This is a genomic window from Veillonella sp. (assembly GCF_018381775.1).
In the GTDB taxonomy this organism is placed as follows: Bacteria; Bacillota; Negativicutes; order Veillonellales; family Veillonellaceae; genus Veillonella.
The window spans coordinates 87,807-106,792 of record NZ_JAGZRH010000004.1; the positions used below are offsets into that span (position 1 = coordinate 87,807).

Below are 18,986 nucleotides of genomic sequence, written 5' to 3' on the forward strand. Positions count from 1 at the left end.
TTTAGGATCTACGTCCTATACTAATATTCTAATTGATTTATTCTTCGATGACCTCGACGATGATGTCGTGATCTTCAGATAGTTTCTCTAATGTTTCTGCCAAGAGAGGATTGTTTCGTTCCTCTTCCGTCATATGCTCTGGATCCCATGCATATTCACGAGCTACCGTCACGCTATCGATAGGTGCGACCTCAATAGGTGTTTGTGAAAGCATAGACTGCCCTTCACTTTGATGCGGGGTTCCCTGTTGCTGTTCGCCCCCATCAGACTTTGGGACAGCTTCCACCTCAATATGCGCACCGCTATCCATAGGGCGTTCTAAGACTTCCCCATCATCGCTAATAACGGTCACACTATCTAACGGATGTGGCGGCATATCATCTAAGGATGATACATAAGATTCCTCCATATCGTCTACAGGCACATCATCAAAGGAATGAACAGGAATATCATCGCCTTCCATAGAACCCGCTAGTGACTCAATAGGAATCTCACCATCAATCACCTGAGTAGATGGAGCGCCATCAAAGGATGTAATCGGTACATCACCACCAGATGGTAAGGTTTCTGCTCTGGCCTCACTTGCAACCGCACCAGATGTGGCACTGACAGCACTACCGCCTGTCTTCTTTGCTAAGAAAGCCAGCGCTGCCGCCTTTGCCGCATCCACCGCTGCTGAATCAGGCTTACTTGGTTGCTCATCAGTTGTAGGCCCAACTTGAGCATTCTTTTCGTTCGTCTCTTGTGCATAGCTAGCACCTTGCGAAGAGGACGAATTTGTAAAGTCCATCTGTGTCGGCTGTGCTCCAGATGTTGTACGTACATCAACCATTGGTTCTGGTGGACGTTGCGGCGCTTTCACTTGGTGCTGCGTCGTACTACCAGAGGCCTTTTTATAGTCTTTGTAAACTTGTGTGAGGGCATCAACGATTTCTACATGTACCGGATAGCCTAGCGTATATGTGAAAGCATCTACCGCTTCTGCCAAGTTTACTTCGTTGGTCATTACATTGAGGTGCAATGTATTTTTGAAGGCCATTACCGCTTTGCTTTGGTCTACGTATACGAGCTGACCTTGTCCAATTACGGTAGAGGTCATATTGCGATTACTGTCCTTCAAGTATTTAATAACATTGGCCTGTACATTGCGATACTCTTGAGCCGATAAGATTTGATCACTAATAATAGCCTGCGTACTAATACCTTTTTTACCGCGACCTTTAGCTTGATTCCTAGCAGGTCGTTGTGGTGCGCCCCCAGTACTTGGTGGTGGCGCCATACCAACACCGCCTATCGGCGGAGGAGCCATGCCCACTCCATTCATAGGAGGAGGTGTGCTACCAGGCGCTCCTAACGGTGGAGGTGTCATACCAACATTAGTAGGCGGTAGTGTCATGCCTGCATTCGTAGGAGGTGGTGTCATTCCTACGCCACTTGGAGGTGGTACTGTACCAACCGTAGCATTTTGATCACTACTCATTGGAGCACTCTGTACAGTAGCATCATTATCAACAGGGACAAAGTTATTAGCATAACTGCCTTGAGGTGGTCCAAATGCATTAGCACCGTAAACAGGTGCAGGGGCTACCGCTGGACCTCGTTGCTCTAATTGAGCCATGCGGTTTAATAGGTCATTTCGTTCAGAGCGCTCAGAAGACTCTAGTGCATATACACGGTCTTCTAAGCTTTCATCAACAGAGCCTAATTTAGCACATAAAACGAGCAAGCCCATTTCAATGATAGTTCGTGGATTATCCACCTGTTTTGCATCATTCATGATAGATTGCGCACTGCGCACATATTGGTTAAGCTCATTAAAATCGATGCTTTCAGCTTGAGCTAAAAACTCAGCCTTAAAGGCATCATATACCTTGAGCTCGTCCGCATCAGGAGCCACCTTACCGACAAGCAAAGCACGCACATGCTGAATGAGGGCTTCCATAATTTGCGTCGCATCACGACCTTCTGCTAAGGCATCGTGAATATAGGACAACAACTTAGGTCCATCTCCATTACGTAACGCATCAAGGAAATGAATAATCCATTCCTTACTAACAAGACCGATGAGCTCTTCTACTACTTGCGGCGTAATAGAGCCCGTCGCCATCCCTGCACATTGGTCTAAAATACTCAACGCATCACGCAAACCGCCATCTGCATGAACTGCGATGAGCTGAGCTGCTGCAGAATCTAAGCCAAAGCCTTCCTTTTCCGCCACATAGGATAAACGCTGTGCGATATCATCAGATGTAATACGTCTAAAAGTATAACGCTGACAGCGAGATACAATCGTAACAGGTAGCTTCTCAATTTCTGTAGTAGCAAAGATAAACATAACGTGAGCCGGTGGCTCTTCGATAGTTTTTAAGAGAGCATTCCACGCTTCTGTCGTCAGCATGTGGGCTTCGTCGATGATGAACACCTTTTTACGGCCCTCAACAGGCATAAATTTGACGCTTTCACGAAGGGCACGCACCTCATCGATACCACGGTTTGATGCGGCATCGATTTCAAGGACGTCCATGGACTGACCGCTCAAAATAGATTTACAAGCACTACATTCGTTGCAAGGGTGATCCGTTGGACCATGCTCACAGTTGATAGCACGTGCAAAAATCTTAGCCATACTTGTCTTACCAGTCCCCCGCGGACCGGCAAACAAATACGCATGAGCTACCTTATCTTCACGGATAGCGCGCATCAATGTATCCGATACCTGATGCTGACCAACCACATCGGTAAACGTCTGTGGACGGTACTTACGATATAACGCAATATATGCCATTGGAACACCCCCTTTTTCCGAAAATTACAATACTTTATTATACCATATTCAGGAAATTCTGACTTCCTTAATAAAGTATCATGCATCCTAAATTAGACATAAAAAAAGCGGCCCTTCAGGCCGCCTTGCAATATTCGATCACGACAGCCCCCGGGTTCCCCGTGGCACATGAAGGTTACCGCTTAGTGCTGCTACCTCTCAGTCCTGACACGATTCACAGGCCCCCATTGCACGGGCCCGAGAACTGCCATGATCCAATATTGCAATACAAATATTATACATGAAAATACCTCTATAGTCAAAGCACTCCCCCTCATAATTCCCTCATTTATCTTTAATATTAAAATAAATTTTAGTATAATGATTATATGTAAGTCACGTATGTCCTAATATAAACTTATTTCTAAAAAAGTATCAATATTAATTATATTATCAACTAGACACTCAGAGTTAATTTTTTCAATACCTTATTTACTCTATCACTAGACTTTTGAACTTGGAAACTTTATTTAATGTAAGCAAATTTCCCTCTATTTAATTTATGCCAAATAATACTTATGTTCTTTTATAGACACTCTATCTTTAAGCTTTATTCCTATCAATCACTCATAACTCAATAATGTACATTAAAAAGAAGGTGAGCCTTGTGGATCTTAATATTGATCTTAATCTACCAGAACCCATAAATAAATCCTTAAATCCTATTGCAACTGCAGCCGGAGAAACATTCGCCAATATTTGGAATGCTTGTTTCGCCCCAGTTAATTTATGGGCACAAAAAAGAATCATTAAACATAAACAAAATTTTTTAGAGTTTAAACAGTCTGTAGAAACTCACTATACCAATATTCCTGATCAATATAAAAGTGAGCCAAATTTAAGTATTATTGGGCCAGCTTTAGAGGCATCAAAATTCTATATCGAAGAAAAATCGATTAGAGAAATGTTTACTAAACTAATAACAGCTGATATGGATTCACGCAAAAAAAACAATCTCCATCATTCTTTCGTTGAGATTATCAAACAACTCTCACCACATGATGCCTTATTATTATCCAAGCTCCCCAAAGTAGGTCCCATAGGTGAAATTCGTTTATATCATAAAGATGAAGCAACTTACTCGTTGCAAACAAAAGAAGACTTAATTATTATTCCTAATATTCCTGAATTAATAAATATTGACACCTCTATAGCAATAAATAATCTTAATAGATTAGGGTTAGCTCAAATAAACCATATCATGAGTCTTGTTGACGAAAGTTGTTATGCACCTTACGAGAATTTAGCTGAATTTAAGAATGGATTACTTTTAGTTGAAAGCAATCCAGAGTTATATACTAAAGTAGAGGTTTATAAAGGAATGTACTCAATCACGCCATTCGGAGATGCCTTTAAATCTATTTGTATCTAATTTAAGAATTCTCTTTTCTGCTAAGAAAAACATTTTATCACAAAGTAATCCTAACATTTTAATCAAATGATTATTGTCTAAAGAGTTTTATTAAGCTAGGAATACTGTTAAAACCAAAAATATTCAAAGACTATTGACATCCCATTTGGAATGTTTATCTCAAAACTAGTCAAAAATATTAATTATAAATATTATAAAAGAAAAGAAAAATTAGTATTTCGATTGTTCAAGCATAATTAAACACAAATTATTATAGGCTTATAATGATAATCTTTTATTAGTTTAATATGCACAACAAATTCCGAAAATAAGTTCCAACTATAGATAGATAAAACTAAATTAAAAACATAAATTTCAATTATCATATATTATGTAATTTTATTTTTATCAATAAATATATTGGGAGGTAAAAATGCCAATTAGAGATTTTCCTACACCTCATATACCACCTAAACTACCAATAGTTAATGTTATCGATAAACTTATCCGCTCCAAAACATTCTTGAAAAATTCAATCAATGGAGATTCATCATTATCACGATTTATTGGATACTTACAAAACATCCCAAATCCTACAATTCTGATATCTGCATTAACAGTCCAAGAGGCTGTACTCTCGTCTAAAATAGAGGGAACAATTGCAACTATTGAGGATGTTATAAACAATACTCCATCTACCGATATTATAAAAAATGATATAAAAGAAATTGAAAACTATATAATAGCTATACAATATGCCTTTGCTGAATTCAAAGAAAAAGATATTTCTATAACAAAAAATATGATCTGTGCCCTCCATAAGGTTTTGCTATCTGATAATGTGAGAGGTGCATCTAAAGCTCCTGGGCAATTTAAAACGGAACAAAATTATATCGCTAATAAAGTTCTTGGTTATTTTACCCCTTTACCGCCTTATTTAACCGAGGAGTATATTGAAAACTTAGTTGATTACATCAACTCCGCAAATGAAATTACACACTTAATTGCAATTGCAATTATACACGCACAATTCGAAATGATACATCCATTTAAAGATGGAAACGGCCGTGTCGGTCGTCTATTAATTCCATTATATTTATTTATTAAAGGCTCTATTCCATACCCTGTCTTTTATATCAGTCGTTACTTTGCCGCCAATGACAATAAATATAAAGAATGCCTTCATAATATTTCTCAAGCTGATATCAGTTCACCTGCCTATTATCAAGCATGGGAAGATTGGATTTCTTTTTTCCTAGCTGGTGTTGAAGAAGAAAGTAGCCTCCATATTCAGTCTGCGAAAAATATTATTGCCCTCTATAAAGAAATGATTGAGCATGTAAAAAAAACAGAACATATACAAATTATCGATTTTATTTTTGATAAGTTACGTGCCACACCTAGCGAAATTATTCAACATACACAATTAGGCAAAACTGCTGTTTATAGCACACTAAATCTATTAACTGATCTAGGCTATCTCTCTAAAATAGGGTCTCCAAGGAAGAGTATATTTATCTTTACCAAATTAGTAGATATTTTAGAATAGTTTTTAAAACGCCTACTTTAAAAACTTATTCAAAATAAGTTTAAAAAAATACTATTTTAAAAACTTATTACATAGTAAGTATTAAAAAAGACTATTTTAAAAACTTATACTCATATATTTAATAATTTTAGTTCGATATAAAAAAATCAAGATCAGAAAAAAGCTAATCTATTATCATAGCCAAAGAACTTTCATTCCCCCACATAGAAATTTTTTTATGATTTTTAACTATCCATCAAACTAATTTAATAATACAAAACTCCCACTAGTTTTAATCAACTAGTGGGAGTTTTGTATTATCATTGTTTTATAACTCTATTTTGCATATTTTTCTTTGAATGCAGCTAATTGTGCTTCTTCCAAGGATAAGCCTTGTTCTTTATAGCGTTCAATAGCAGCGTGCATTTCTTCATATGCTACAGGTACAACTTTTGTAAATCTGTTTACAAAGTTATTCCAGTTTTCAAGGATGTGACGGCCTTTAGCGGAATTAGTGTGCAATACGTGTTGTTCTACTAATTCTTTAATGCGTTTAAGGTCATCATTATTAGCAGGACGTAATTCTACAAGGCCTGTATTTACATAGCGTTCATCGCAATCGAGGATGTATGCATAGCCACCGGACATACCTGCTGCGAAGTTACGGCCAATTTTACCGAGTACAAGAACTTCGCCACCAGTCATGTATTCACAACCATGGTCGCCCAAACCTTCCACAACAGCAGTGATACCACTGTTACGAACAGCGAAACGTTCACCAGCTACACCGTTAATATAGGCTGTACCAGATGTAGCACCATAGAAGGCAACGTTACCGATAAGGATGTTTTCTTCCGCTTCGAAAATAGATTTCTTAGGCGGATATACAGTAATTGTACCACCGGACAAGCCTTTACCGAGGTAATCATTCGCATCACCTTCAAGTTCTAATGTCATGCCTTTAGGAATGAAAGCACCAAAGGATTGGCCTGCAGAGCCTTCAAAGTTCAACTTGATTGTGTTATCTGGCAAGCCGCTTTCACCATAACGACGTGTCACCTCAGAACCAACCAAGGTACCTACAACACGGTTAATGTTGTTGATAGCCAATTTAGCGCGAATTGGTTTTTGGTCCTCAATGGCAGGACGGCACATACGCAAGAGCTTGGACATGTCCAATGTGCGTTCCAATTCGTGATCTTGGTCAATCATGTGCATATGACCTACAGATGCATCGATGTATGGGTGGAACAATACGCGTTTAAGGTCAACGCGAGACAATTTGAAGTTATCGTCTTGAGATTTTTGACGAACAAGGTCGATACGGCCTACAAGTTCAGCTACGGAGCGTATACCTAATCGAGCCATGATTTCACGCAATTCACGAGCGATGAAGATCATCAAGTTTTCTACGTACTCAGGTTTACCTGTAAAACGAGCACGCAATTTTTCATCTTGTGTCGCTACACCATAAGGGCATGTGTTGAGGTTACATACACGAGCCATTTTACAGCCTACAGCAACGAGTGGTAATGTACCGAAACCAAATAACTCAGCGCCAAGCATAGCCGCAACAGCTACGTCAAAACCAGTCATCAATTTGGAGTCTACTTCCAATTTAACGCGGTCACGCAATCTGTTGAGCATCAATGTTTGATGTGTTTCGGACAAGCCTAATTCCCAAGGCACACCAGCGTGTTTTACAGATGTACGGCCTGCCGCACCTGTACCACCATCGTAACCAGAGATTAGGATATTGTCTGCTTTCGCTTTTGCCACACCTGCAGCGATAGTACCTACGCCAGCTTCAGATGTTAATTTAACGGAAATACGAGCATCTTTGTTAACGCATTTCAAATCGTAAATCAACTCAGCCAAGTCTTCGATGGAGTAAATATCATGATGTGGTGGTGGAGATACGAGCTCTACACCAGGAGTGGAGTGACGAGCTTTCCCGATTTCAGGGTATACTTTTTTACCTGGTAATTGACCACCTTCGCCTGGTTTAGCACCTTGTGCGCATTTAATTTGCAACTCTTTTGCGTGGATGAGGTAATTTGCAGTTACACCGAAACGGCCAGATGCAATTTGTTTTACTTCGGAGTTCATGCTGTCGCCATTTGGCAATGGTTTGAAACGAGCTACATCTTCGCCGCCCTCACCAGAGTTAGATGTAGAACCAAGACGGTTCATAGCGATAGCAATCGTTTCATGAGCCTCTTTACTGATAGCACCATAACTCATAGCGCCCGCTTTAAAGCGTTTTACGATGGATTCTTCAGGTTCAACCTCTTCGATAGGAATACCGCCGCCCACTGGGTAGTTCAATTCCATCAAGGAACGCAATGTTACATGATAATCATTGCGAATCGCTTTAGAGTATTCTTTATATTTGGCGTAATCACCGTTGATAAGGGATTCTTGTAAAAGATCAATTGTTTTAGGGTTGAACAAATGCTCTTCCCCATCTTTTACAGGGCCATACCAACCACCTGGTTCAAGCACAGATTCGTCGGATTTGAAAGCACGGTCATAACGAGCCAATGCTTCATTGGCAACGCCTACAAGACCAATCCCGCCAATACGAGTTGGTGTATTTACGAAGAACTTATTAATAAAGTTGGTGTTCAAGCCCAAAGCTTCGAAAATTTGGGCACCATGGTAAGAACGAACTGTGGAGATACCCATTTTGGACATAACCTTCATAATGCCGCCTACAGCTGCTTTAATGTAGTTCTTTTCTGCTTGTTCAGGTGTAATATCACCAAGACGTTTACGAGCTTGTAAATCGCGTACAGTTTCAAGAGCCAAGTAAGGATTGATAGCTGTTACACCATAACCGATCAATGTACAGAAATGATGTACTTCGCGAGGCTCACCAGATTCGAGGATAAGACCAATTTCTGTGCGCAATACTTTTCTAATTAAGTGATTATGAACAGCTGCTACAGCTAACAATGCTGGAATTGGTGCATGATTTTCATCTACTTCACGGTCGGATAAAATCAATACATTTTGCTCTGTACGTGCTGCTTCTTCGGCTTTTTCGCACAATTCAGTCAACGCATCACGCAAACCATCCGCACCCTTAGTTGGGTCGAAAAGGATTGGTAATGTAACAGATTTCATTCGACGGCAGTCTAGAGCCTTAATGGACGCCAATTCTTGATTTGTAAGAATTGGTGTACGCATGGACAACGCATAGGTACCAGCTTTATTAGGATCTGTTAAGTTACCAGAGTTACCAAGCATAACACGAGTAGATGTAACCATTTCCTCACGAATGGAATCGATTGGAGGATTTGTTACTTGCGCGAACATTTGCTTGAAGTAGCTGTATAACAATTGTGGTTTATCAGACAAGATAGCAAGTGGAGCATCGGCACCCATTGCACCTACAGGGTCTTTACCATCTTTTGCCATAGGTACGATCATACGTACAAGATCTTCTTGAGTATAACCAAAGGCTTGTTGCTTTTTGAACAAATCGTCTACTTTTGGAATATCGCTTTCATCAGCTTGAGTAATTTCAGACAAGTGGATAACATGTTCTTTTACCCATTCATCATACGGCAATTCAGTAGCAACGCGTTGTTTGATTTCTTCGTCGGAAATAATGCGTTGTTCTTCAGTATCGATGAGAAGCATTTTGCCTGGTTCCAAGCGACCTTTAGCGCGAATATTTTCAGCGTTTTCGTTTACTACACCCACTTCAGATGCCATGATAACACGATCATCAGTTGTTACATAGTAACGAGCAGGACGTAAACCATTACGGTCAAGTACGCCACCGATAACAGTACCATCAGTAAAGCCCATAGCAGCAGGGCCATCCCATGGTTCCATCATGAAGCTATTGAACTCATAGAAATCATGTTTTTCTTGGCTCATGAGATTGTTGCGTTCCCAAGGTTCAGGGATCATCATCATAATCGCATGAGGCAAGGAACGACCTGTCATGTGCAAGAATTCCAATGTGTTATCGAACATAGCGGAGTCAGAACCGCTGTCATCAACTACAGGGAATACTTTTTTGATGTCTGGGAATAATGGAGATTCCGCCTTACCTTCACGAGCATTGATCCAGTTTACGTTACCACGGATTGTATTGATTTCACCATTATGCACTAAGAAACGGTTAGGATGCGCCCGAGCCCAACTTGGGAATGTATTCGTACTAAAACGAGAGTGAACCATAGCCAACGCAGATGTAAAGTCAAGGTCGCTCAAATCAAGGTAGAAGTCACGCAATTGACCAGGTGTTAACATACCTTTATATACGATTGTTTTAGAGGACAAGGATGCAATATAGAAATCACTAGATAATTCCTTGCTCAATGGAACAATGCGTTTTTCAGCTAATTTACGAATAATATATAATTTACGTTCAAATTCTTTATTATTAGTTACGTCTGGGCCTTTACCGATGAGGATTTGAATCATCCAAGGGCGAATAGCAGCTGCTTCTTTACCAACCTTTGTACCATCAACTGGCACTTCGCGCCAACCAAGAACAACTTGACCCTCTTCGCGTACAACCTCTTCGAAAATGCGTTTTTGCTCGTTACGGAGGCTTTCATATTTGTGAGCAAACACCATCCCTACGCCGTACTCACCAGCTGCAGGCAAGTTGATACCAAGCACTTCGCATTCGCGTTTAAAGAACTCATGTGGAATTTGTACTAAAATACCAGCACCATCCCCTGTGTCCTTATCGGCACCAGCACCACCACGGTGTTCAAGGCGCTCTAAAATACGCAAACCATCATCGATAATATCGTGGGATTTTTTACCTTTAATATTAACGACAAAGCCCATGCCGCACGCATCCTTTTCAAATTGGCTGCTGTACATACCATTAGCTTCTAGTCTAGCTTGATCTAGACGTTGTTGCTCGATTGTGCTCTGATTCATATCCATAACGTGCACTCCTTCATATCACTTGATCATCCCAAGCGCTGCGGCATCGTTCCGTTCGGTCTTGGTGAAAGTATAAACTATAAACTACTTCTAAAGAATCCATTCTGTAGTGATATTATCGGCTGTAATCGTCCATAACCTCATCTAAATTTTAAATTCTATAGAATTTTTGTCTATACATAGTATACTCCTGTCCACTGTGAATTGAAAATATAAAAAAAACATAGTCCATGACTTTAAGTCATAGACTATGCATTTTTATCACTATTGTTTTTTGTATACACGAATACACAATCACTACTTCTCACGACCAAAGTCGTCCCCTACTTCACAGGTTACCGTTATAGGCTCGTCCTTACCATAGGGTACAAAGGTGAGTTCTGACGCATGTAAGCATTGACGTGTATAGGGTTTATTGCGTGTCCCATACATGGCATCTCCCACAATAGGATGACCAATGTGTTCCATGTGCACGCGGATTTGATGTGTTCTGCCGGTTAATAATTTGAACTTCAATAGCGTATGTTCGCCTTCATGACCAACAACGGTATATTCCGTTTGAGCTGGTTGACCAAATTCATCGATGACACGGCGATTATCAAATACTGGATCTACACCGATAGGCGCATCGACAATACCATCTGAGTCAATGCGACCTTCTACAAGGCCAGTATAGATGCGATCGATACGACCAGCTTGTAATTCATCAGTGTAATATTGCTGAGCTTCCTTTGTTTTACCAAAGAGAATACAACCAGATGTGTCTCGGTCAAGACGATGTACAGGGCGCACCTTGTGAACTACACCTTTTTTCGCATAATACCCAGCCACATAGTTACTCAATGTACCAGATTTAGTTTGTCCCGCTGGATGAACAAGCATGAATGGAGGTTTATTAACTACTAGGGTATGTACATCTTCATAAAGAACTGTAATGGGACCTTTTTCTACATCGACACCATAGTCCTTATCCTGTGGTAATTCCAAAGTTAATACATCACCCTTTTTGAGGGAACGCTGGGAATGGGCTACACGGCTATTTACTTTCACCCGTTTCTTGCGGAACATCATTTGAATATCTCGAGAGGATAATGAAAAGCGCTCCTTTACATATTTAGAAACCGTCAATTCTGTTGGTTCTTTCACCGTATACGTTTTCCAGCTCATATTACCACCATTCATTAATATATGTTTTTTGTTCAGGATAGAGAATATCGAAGAATTCTAGCCATTCCTCATTAGCTGAAAGTTTACCTTCAAAAGCAAGATCACGAGCGGTTAATGTGCCCATTAAGAGTTGGCTCAAAGCACCGACTTCAACAGTAATATCTACGTCCCCATCTAATGTGTCAGACACCTTTTTAACAGATGGTGTCAATGCACCGCCATATTGGACTTCATAGCACCCTTCATTCCACTCACAAAGGCTATCTTTCACACCAAAGGTCATTGTAATAGGCATCATCAAAGCCTCTGGGTTTACAGGAATGGATTCGAAGGCAGCTTTCACATCCACAATACGGCTCATCATGTACGGCATTGTGGAATGTCCGCTTTTACCATCTGGATAGAAGCGATAGTATGTATCGTGAAGGCCCTCATTCCAACGAATAGTAGTGCCTTGAGAACGGTGGTTATAGAAGTAGTTCAACAATGCTCGTTGTGCACGACGTGTAGTATAAACTAATTCGGATACAGGAATTTCAGGTTGACCTAAGCGATATACCGCATAGCCTTCGATAACACCTTCATCATTGCGCACTACAGCGATATTCACGCCTTCTGCAAAGAAGCTGCCGAGCAAGCGTTTCCATTCCTTTTCACCGCGTTCAGCATAGCCAGAAAGACGAGCTGTATATGCTTTATATACAGGATCAAGCAATGTCCATTGGTCAACGCTATTAAGTAAACCAAAGCTCAAGGATTTATCAGTCATAGGGCGCAAGTCCTCAAGAGACATAGTGTTCACCCATTGATGAGCATAGAGTTCCCAACCATATTGTTGGTAGAATGCAGCCTTGGAGGGCATCAAAATCGTCAATACTTGACCTCGGTTGCGAAGCTCTTCAAGAGAAGCCTTTAACAACGCACCACCTACGCCACCACGACGAGCCGCTGGATGTGTGGCTACGCCAACCATATAGCTTGTAGGCAATACAGCACCACGAACATTGATATTATATTGACGCAAATGAACGGTACTCAATAATTGATCTTGTTCAAGACCAACCATTGTATTTTCTGGTTCATAGCAATTTGTAAAGTAATATTGGAAGAATGGATCTTCCTTTGGTTCAAAGCAGTACGCCCATAGATTTTCCACATGTGGCGTATCTTGAACTGTTGCAATTCTATATTCCATAAGTATATCCTCGTTATAGTATAAAAACCACGCTCTATCTGTGGCATCACCATGATGATACAAAATATAATCAAATAGATAGGCTAACACTTCTATTATAACAAAAATGAGCTATGAAGCACATCGGCTTCATAGCTCAGATTTTTATTTACCGCCTGTTGCATTATCTGCTTCATTAGCATATACTGCGTCATATTTTTCAGCAAAATGATCTGGATTGTAAGATTCTTTTGCTTGGCGAAGACCAGGCAAGCCCATGTCTTCTTCACGGTTGATGAATTCTACTTCGCTAAATTCATGACGAATGAATTCATTATTGATCGCTTGATACAAACCACGGATATCTGGATTTGCTTTTTCAATGTGAATCAACGCCATTTTATCATTCAATAATTCACCGATACTGAAAGCTTCAACGCGGCCAAACAATTTGATGGCGCCACCTTTAAGCCCTAGTGTCTCCCAATTATCAAATAATAAGTTGATAGCAACCAATTCATCTTCAATACCTTCTTCATGATGAGTTTCTACCCAAGATGCTGCTGTTTCGCGGCACAATGGAATGATATCTTCAGTGATTGGCATATATTCATAGTTAGAATATTGCATACGGAATTGGTTCAAATGGTTTTTCTTTTGACGGAACTTCTTACCAGATAAGTTGATAAGATCTTCAGATTTGTAAATGTATTCGTAGTTGTCTCGGTCAGGTGTAAATTCATAACGACCAGGACATAACTCTTCCATACGCTCTTTTACAACTTTGCTAATACCTTTGAAACGGAATGGCAAATTATTTTCTACGAACCATTCTTTAGCGCGTAACAAACCATCAAGGAACTTTGCATCTTTACCGGCAAACGGAGGCAATAGGAATGGTTCACGTTTACCGCCACCTTGGATGTACAATACACCGTTTTCCTCAGCCCAACGAATACCATACGCATCTTGCCACATAAATAATGTAGTAAAGCAATTATCAGATGCTTCATAATGATGTTGTTCAAAATATTTGTCGATTAATGGTTTGTCTCTTAGTTCAAAACGTTTAAATTCTAAAATAATAATCCCTCCTATCAAATTCCTCGGTCGAGGTATTTACCATGGGTACCTATAACCACATGGTCGTTCATTATAATTTAACAGATTCGCCTAATTCAAAGTTTCCGTCGGTTGTAATTACCTTATCGCCTTCGTTTAGGCCTGAAATAATTGCTACATTATCGTCTTCTGTCATACCGACCTCAATGACACGTACGTCAACCGTATTATTTTCAGTCAATACATATACGTATTTGCCGTCTTGGTTTTCGCGAACCGCTTTGCTTGGTACAGTGAGCATCTTCGCTTTTATATCTGACTCGATGATGAGCGTATAGAACTCGCCAGCCTTGATTAGGCCTTTGTCATTGTTGAAAGTAGCTTTCACAAGAACGCTTGGCACATTTTCTGGCTGAGTCACATCTACATATGTCAATTCACCTGGTAACTCTTGGTCACCTACCTTGAGGAGTACCTTAATACCCTTTTTAGCATCTGGTGTACCTAATTTCATCGCCGCATCACGAGGGATGCTAAGAGAAGCTACCATCGGTGTAGATTGTTGAATCATCATGAACGGACGATCTGCAATGGCCATTTGACGGTCTTCATTGTAAATAGCAGTCACTGTACCAGCTATAGGCGCTACGATTGTAGATGCTGCCATTTGTGCAGATACTTGAGCAATTTGAGCTTGGATGGCTGCCGTATTGGCACCACCGCCACCACCAGTTGTTACCGTCGTAGTTTGTGGCTGAGACCGCTCTACAATGCGATCATATTCTTTTTGAGTAATCATACCCGCTTCGCGCATCTTTTGAGCTTGTGCTAATTGACCACTATCTACAGATGCTGCCGTCGTAGTTGTAACGGATGTCGCATAGGACTGAGCTTGCGCTTGTGCTAATTGACCTTGTAAGGATGCTAGCTGTTGCTGTAAAGCCGATGTATCTACAGTGGCCAAGGTTTGACCTTGTTGTACTTGGTCGCCTACTTTTACAGCATACGCGACCTGCCCTGTCAACGTCGGTGTTACCGTCGCCTTGTTAAGGGCTGTTACATTGGCATCATTATGGATCTGTAGCGGCATATCCTTGTATGTTACATCAGCAACGGATACAGTTTTCGTACCGCAACCAGCAATGGCCAAGGCCATCATCACAACACCAAGCATAGCAACTACAGAATAAATTCGTTTTAATTTCATTCTGTCACTTCCTGTCATATTGATTTTTATCAATACCTTAGTATATCATAAAATCAATTAGAATTGTATGAAAGCTAATTCCTTTAATTTATGGATATAACGGAGGTTCTCATGGAAGAACGGATGGATTTTAGAATTTTAAATAACGGCAGCTTTATTCCCTCTATCGGTTATGGCACTTATAAAACAGGCACCGAAGGGGAAACGGAGCAAGCCGTTGCTAATGCACTTGGCGTAGGTTACCGCTTGCTCGATACAGCCGCTTACTACGGTAACGAAGAGGCCGTTGGTAGAGGTATCAAAGCATCTGGCGTTAATCGTACAGATATCATTATTACTACAAAAATTTGGCACACCGATGCAGGCTACGATAATACAATGCGAGCTGTTGAAAGCTCTTTAAAGAAATTAGACACTAATTATATCGACATTATGCTCGTACATCAACCTTTGGGTGATTACTACGGTTCTTGGCGCGCTATGGAGGAGTTATACGACCAAAACGTATTACGTGGTCTAGGTCTCTCTAACTTTTACGAAGATCGCCTCATCGACTTGCTATATCACTGTAATGTAAAACCTGTGGTGAACCAAATCGAGTGCCACCCGTTTAACCAACGTCAGTCCTTATTACAATTAATGCGTAAACATCAAGTAGTAGGCATGGCGTGGTCTCCATTTACTCGTGATCGCCAACCAATTTTCGACCATCCTATCATCAAGAGCTTGGCTGAAAAGTACGGCGTTAGCAAACACCAAATCATCTTACGTTGGCACATCCAACGAGGCATCATTCCATTGCCAAAGGCAAATAATGTAAGCCATATGGAAGCTAACTTTGATGTATTCGACTTCAAGCTTACTAACATCGACATGGACGTTATGGAATTATTAGATCAACAAGACTTCTTGGAAGACCACCACACAGCACCAGGTCTAGAAAGATTATTACAACTTAAATAGAATATACAACTCCTAATTATGATTAGCAGTAATTAAAATAAATATTACAACTACGATGTCTCAATAAATAAAACAGTATATAAATAACAAAACCACTTATATCTAATTTAGAAGTAGATATAAGTGGTTTTCTTTATTTAGGCACATTAAATACGGCTTGTATAAGTATCATATAGATAACTGTTCCTGCCGCAATCGATACGAGCATATTACGTTTCCATAAATGTAATCCTACCGTAACTAACAAGGCTATGAGCTCCGGAATACCATATGGATACGATAAAACAACGGTCTCCTTAAAGGTATATACCACAAGCATACCCATAACGGCAGCCGGCAAAGCCTTGCCTAAAAAGAGTACAAAATCCGGCGCCTTTTTCCCTGGTGGAAATACGAGAAAGGCACCAAAACGAGTAAGTAATGTACCTGCCACAACAATAGCAACAGTAATGACCATTTCTGTACTAGTCAAGATGTACACCTCCCCACTTGTACGCAATATAGCAGGCTACCAACATACAGCTCATAGATAAAAGCATAAAGAGTGATTTTCCCACCAACAAGAGCATCACAATCGCCATAGCGGCACCAGCTACACCAAAGGCTCTATTTTGGTTATTCTTTGCATTAAGTAGCATTTCAAGAAATACCACAATAAATAGCCCTGGCAATACAAAGTCGATGCCTCGTAAATCTACGGTAGCCAATAGATTACCAAATAGACCACCTACAAAGGTACTAAATACCCAGAATACATAGTTTAGCCAAGACACGTGGAAATAAAACCACTTTTCATCTACATCATCAGGCAATTTTGTTGCCATATTAATGGCAAAACTTTCATCACACATCCAAGCAACTGTAGGTAACCACTTCCATCCCATATGTACATATTTCTGCAGCGCAGATAGACCATAGAAGAAGTGACGGCCATTGACGAACATGGTCAAAACAAAAGCGTTTAACGGATCAAAGCCCGCCATAAGCATGCCAATAGTTACGAATTCCATGGAACCTGCGAAAATAGTGGCTGCTAAAACAGGTGCCGTCCACCAAGGGAATCCTTGGCTCGTAGCATATAAACCAAATCCTAAGCCTATGAAAAAGAAACTTATGCCCATAGGAACCATAATAGGAAATGCAAAAGAAAAGGCACTTCGATGCTTTATGTCACTCAAAGGATTTTCTCCTTTCGAAATCATACATTATATATTATGTAAACGATAGTCAAAACTAATCTTAGTCCTCTTCTAGACGATAAAACTAATTTGAACAATAATAAAAGACACCATATGGTGTCTTTTATATAAGCTATTTTATTATACATTGTATATAATTAGTGTCAAATTTTGATGGCTTTAACCAAATGTATTATAAAGCGCGCGTTAAAATTTCACGAGCTACGTCTGGTGTTACATCGCCTTTTTCACCAAGTCGAGTCATGCCATGGTCTTCTAATTGTTTCACAACTTTATCAACTGCTTCTTCGCCTAGACCATAGTCTTTCAAATGTGTAGATACGCCAAGGGACTCGAAGAATTCACGCGTTTTAGCGATAGCCTTATCTGCTTTTTCTTCGTTTGTACCTTCTGTGATATGCCATACACGTGTAGCATATTGTGCCAATTTTTCAAGCTTGTCTGCTTTTTTCACTTCTAACAATGCAGGTAATACGATAGCTAATGTAATCCCATGGTCGAGATGGTACGCCGCAGTTAACTCATGACCGATAAGATGTGTTGCCCAGTCTTGTGGCACGCCTGCACCAATCAAGCCGTTTAATGCCAAGGTAGAAGCCCACACGTGGTTAGCACGAATATCGTAGTTTTCTGGATTTTCTACCGTTTCTTTGCCGATTTCAATCATAGTTTTTAGAATACCTTCGCTGAAACGATCTTGAATACGACCTTCTACAGGGTATGTTAAATATTGCTCTGTGGTATGCACAAAGGTATCAATAACGCCATTCTTAACTTGTTTTTCAGGCAATGTGAAAGTCAATGTTGGATCAAGCATGGAGAACTTAGGGAATACTAAGCTACTGAATACAGGGAATTTACCATCACCATAAGTAATAACCGCACCATTATTCATTTCGGAACCTGTGGCAGGAAGCGTCATAACTGTACCAAATGGTAATGGATTTGGTACCATGTCTACCGGAACCTCTGGTACACCAGCTTTCATAACCTCAATAACAGGGCCATCATAAGTAGCGCCCATAACGATAAGTTTTGTAGCGTCTACTACAGAGCCGCCGCCTACAGCAAGAACGAAATCTACACCATGTTCTTTAATGAAAGCTACCGCACGTTCACACGTTTCAAGAGATGGGTTTGGCTCAATACCGCCGAATTGCTCTACCTTACGGTTACCAAGGGCTTTCACAATGCGGTCAATAAGACCACTGCGCACAGCAGATCCACCGCCGTAAGTAATAAGCACCTTTGCATCCTTTGGAACCAATGTATCTAATTCACCTAAACGATCTTTACCAAATACGATATGTGTAGGGTTATAAAAATCAAAGTTAAACATGGGGACCTCCTAAGTATTATGTTTGTATTCCACCATTTTAATTGTATAAAACTTATCTTTATTATATCATATTTCGATTTTTTTAGATATATCTAGATAACGCTACTTTCGATTACTTAATAACTCTACTTTACAATCATCGTAAAAGCCATAGTTTTAATCTATAGCCAACCCCTATATTTTTATCTATATACAAAACCCCATTTACATGATAGGATATATCCATTATATGTATATAGAAAGGGATGTTCA

Annotated in this window: 12 protein-coding genes and 1 other RNA gene; 3 read left to right on the forward strand and 10 right to left on the reverse strand. The window is 40.1% G+C overall.

Annotation, left to right across the window (positions count from 1 at the left end; translation table 11 throughout):
* Positions 1-37: 37 nt before the first annotated feature.
* Both dnaX and ffs read right to left on the reverse strand, forming a co-directional pair.
* Positions 38-2,785, reverse strand: a complete 2,748-nt coding sequence (dnaX, locus tag KH109_RS03790; protein ID WP_295215947.1) for a DNA polymerase III subunit gamma/tau — start codon at positions 2,783-2,785, stop codon at positions 38-40.
* Positions 2,786-2,929: 144 nt separating this feature from the next.
* Positions 2,930-3,029, reverse strand: an RNA gene (gene ffs, locus KH109_RS03795) — signal recognition particle sRNA small type.
* A gap of 402 nt (positions 3,030-3,431) precedes the next feature.
* Between ffs and KH109_RS03800 the strand changes: the two genes are divergently transcribed.
* Entirely contained in the window at positions 3,432-4,196 is a 765-nt protein-coding gene (locus KH109_RS03800; RefSeq protein WP_295215950.1) for a DUF4393 domain-containing protein, read from the forward strand.
* 412 nt (positions 4,197-4,608) lie between these two features.
* On the forward strand, positions 4,609-5,724 hold the full coding sequence (locus tag KH109_RS03805) for a Fic family protein (protein ID WP_295215952.1): 1,116 nt from the start codon (positions 4,609-4,611) through the stop codon (positions 5,722-5,724).
* A 315-nt stretch (positions 5,725-6,039) separates the two neighbouring features.
* Here the strand turns inward: KH109_RS03805 and gltB are convergent, their stop codons facing one another.
* From gltB to KH109_RS03830, 5 genes are all read right to left on the reverse strand, one after another.
* Complete coding sequence (gene gltB, locus KH109_RS03810; RefSeq protein WP_295215956.1) at positions 6,040-10,623, reverse strand: glutamate synthase large subunit; 4,584 nt, start codon at positions 10,621-10,623, stop codon at positions 6,040-6,042.
* 297 nt (positions 10,624-10,920) lie between these two features.
* Entirely contained in the window at positions 10,921-11,790 is an 870-nt protein-coding gene (locus KH109_RS03815; protein ID WP_295215960.1) for an RluA family pseudouridine synthase, read from the reverse strand.
* 1 nt (position 11,791) lies between these two features.
* The gene (locus tag KH109_RS03820; RefSeq protein ID WP_295215963.1) at positions 11,792-12,985 is read right to left on the reverse strand and encodes a GNAT family N-acetyltransferase; all 1,194 of its coding nucleotides are present in this window, start codon (positions 12,983-12,985) and stop codon (positions 11,792-11,794) included.
* A 144-nt stretch (positions 12,986-13,129) separates the two neighbouring features.
* On the reverse strand, positions 13,130-14,065 hold the full coding sequence (locus KH109_RS03825; RefSeq protein WP_178885654.1) for a phosphatidylglycerol lysyltransferase domain-containing protein: 936 nt from the start codon (positions 14,063-14,065) through the stop codon (positions 13,130-13,132).
* Positions 14,066-14,117: 52 nt separating this feature from the next.
* The gene (locus tag KH109_RS03830; RefSeq protein WP_295215966.1) at positions 14,118-15,233 is read right to left on the reverse strand and encodes an efflux RND transporter periplasmic adaptor subunit; all 1,116 of its coding nucleotides are present in this window, start codon (positions 15,231-15,233) and stop codon (positions 14,118-14,120) included.
* A gap of 111 nt (positions 15,234-15,344) precedes the next feature.
* On the opposite strand from KH109_RS03830, the gene KH109_RS03835 reads away from it, so the two are divergent.
* Entirely contained in the window at positions 15,345-16,196 is an 852-nt protein-coding gene (locus KH109_RS03835; RefSeq protein ID WP_295215969.1) for an aldo/keto reductase, read from the forward strand.
* Positions 16,197-16,329: 133 nt separating this feature from the next.
* On the opposite strand, the gene KH109_RS03840 is transcribed toward KH109_RS03835, so the two are convergent.
* From KH109_RS03840 to KH109_RS03850, 3 genes are all read right to left on the reverse strand, one after another.
* Positions 16,330-16,668: a branched-chain amino acid transporter permease gene (locus KH109_RS03840; RefSeq protein WP_105085048.1), complete on the reverse strand. Its 339-nt coding sequence runs from the start codon at positions 16,666-16,668 to the stop codon at positions 16,330-16,332.
* The gene (locus KH109_RS03845; protein WP_295216107.1) at positions 16,661-17,326 is read right to left on the reverse strand and encodes an AzlC family ABC transporter permease; all 666 of its coding nucleotides are present in this window, start codon (positions 17,324-17,326) and stop codon (positions 16,661-16,663) included. The genes KH109_RS03840 and KH109_RS03845 overlap by 8 nt, the downstream gene beginning before the upstream one ends.
* Positions 17,327-17,567: 241 nt before the next feature.
* Positions 17,568-18,734 (reverse strand): iron-containing alcohol dehydrogenase, encoded by a 1,167-nt coding sequence (locus KH109_RS03850; RefSeq protein ID WP_295215974.1) that lies wholly within the window; start codon positions 18,732-18,734, stop codon positions 17,568-17,570.
* Positions 18,735-18,986: the final 252 nt, after the last annotated feature.

Coding starts and splice junctions, on each gene's coding strand:
- dnaX (WP_295215947.1), bottom strand. CDS start 2,785: ATGGCATATATTGCGTTATATCGTAAGTACCGTCCACAGACGTTTACC.
- KH109_RS03850 (WP_295215974.1), bottom strand. CDS start 18,734: ATGTTTAACTTTGATTTTTATAACCCTACACATATCGTATTTGGTAAA.
- KH109_RS03815 (WP_295215960.1), bottom strand. CDS start 11,790: ATGAGCTGGAAAACGTATACGGTGAAAGAACCAACAGAATTGACGGTT.
- KH109_RS03830 (WP_295215966.1), bottom strand. CDS start 15,233: ATGAAATTAAAACGAATTTATTCTGTAGTTGCTATGCTTGGTGTTGTG.
- KH109_RS03845 (WP_295216107.1), bottom strand. CDS start 17,326: ATGGTTCCTATGGGCATAAGTTTCTTTTTCATAGGCTTAGGATTTGGT.
- KH109_RS03835 (WP_295215969.1), top strand. CDS start 15,345: ATGGAAGAACGGATGGATTTTAGAATTTTAAATAACGGCAGCTTTATT.
- gltB (WP_295215956.1), bottom strand. CDS start 10,623: ATGGATATGAATCAGAGCACAATCGAGCAACAACGTCTAGATCAAGCT.
- KH109_RS03805 (WP_295215952.1), top strand. CDS start 4,609: ATGCCAATTAGAGATTTTCCTACACCTCATATACCACCTAAACTACCA.
- KH109_RS03820 (WP_295215963.1), bottom strand. CDS start 12,985: ATGGAATATAGAATTGCAACAGTTCAAGATACGCCACATGTGGAAAAT.